At 65.4% G+C, this 335-nt stretch carries 1 protein-coding gene; it reads left to right on the top strand.

Going from position 1 to position 335, the window contains the following annotated elements; translation table 11 throughout:
* The coding region (locus ACLQ28_RS34580; protein ID WP_425690459.1) for a C39 family peptidase at window positions 1–335 on the top strand (335 nt) is incomplete at both ends.

Genomic DNA, 335 nt, shown 5'->3' with positions numbered 1-335 from the left:
ACATCACCCCCGTCCTGAACAAGGAAACCGGCAACAACGCCTACCACTCCGTCGAGATCAGCAACCCCGACGCCGACGCCAAGCAGACCGACCAGCTGCGCGCCGACATCGTCAAGACCGTCGACAACGGCCGCGCCGTCGTCGCCAACATCGCCGGCACCAGCACCGACACCAACGGCAACGTCCACTCCTACGAAGGCGGGCACTACATCAGCGTCGTCGGCTACCACGACAACGGCAACACCGTCACCATCGCCGACTCCGCCGACCCCAACACCGCCTCCTACGACATCACCACCGAACACCTCGCCGACTGGATCGCCACCCGCGGCTAC

Origin of the sequence: Micromonospora sp. DT201, from assembly GCF_049841575.1 — a bacterium.
In the GTDB taxonomy this organism is placed as follows: domain Bacteria; phylum Actinomycetota; class Actinomycetes; order Mycobacteriales; family Micromonosporaceae; genus Micromonospora.
The sequence above is the reverse complement of the archived record's forward strand: the minus strand, read 5'-3'. Positions and strand labels throughout refer to the sequence as shown.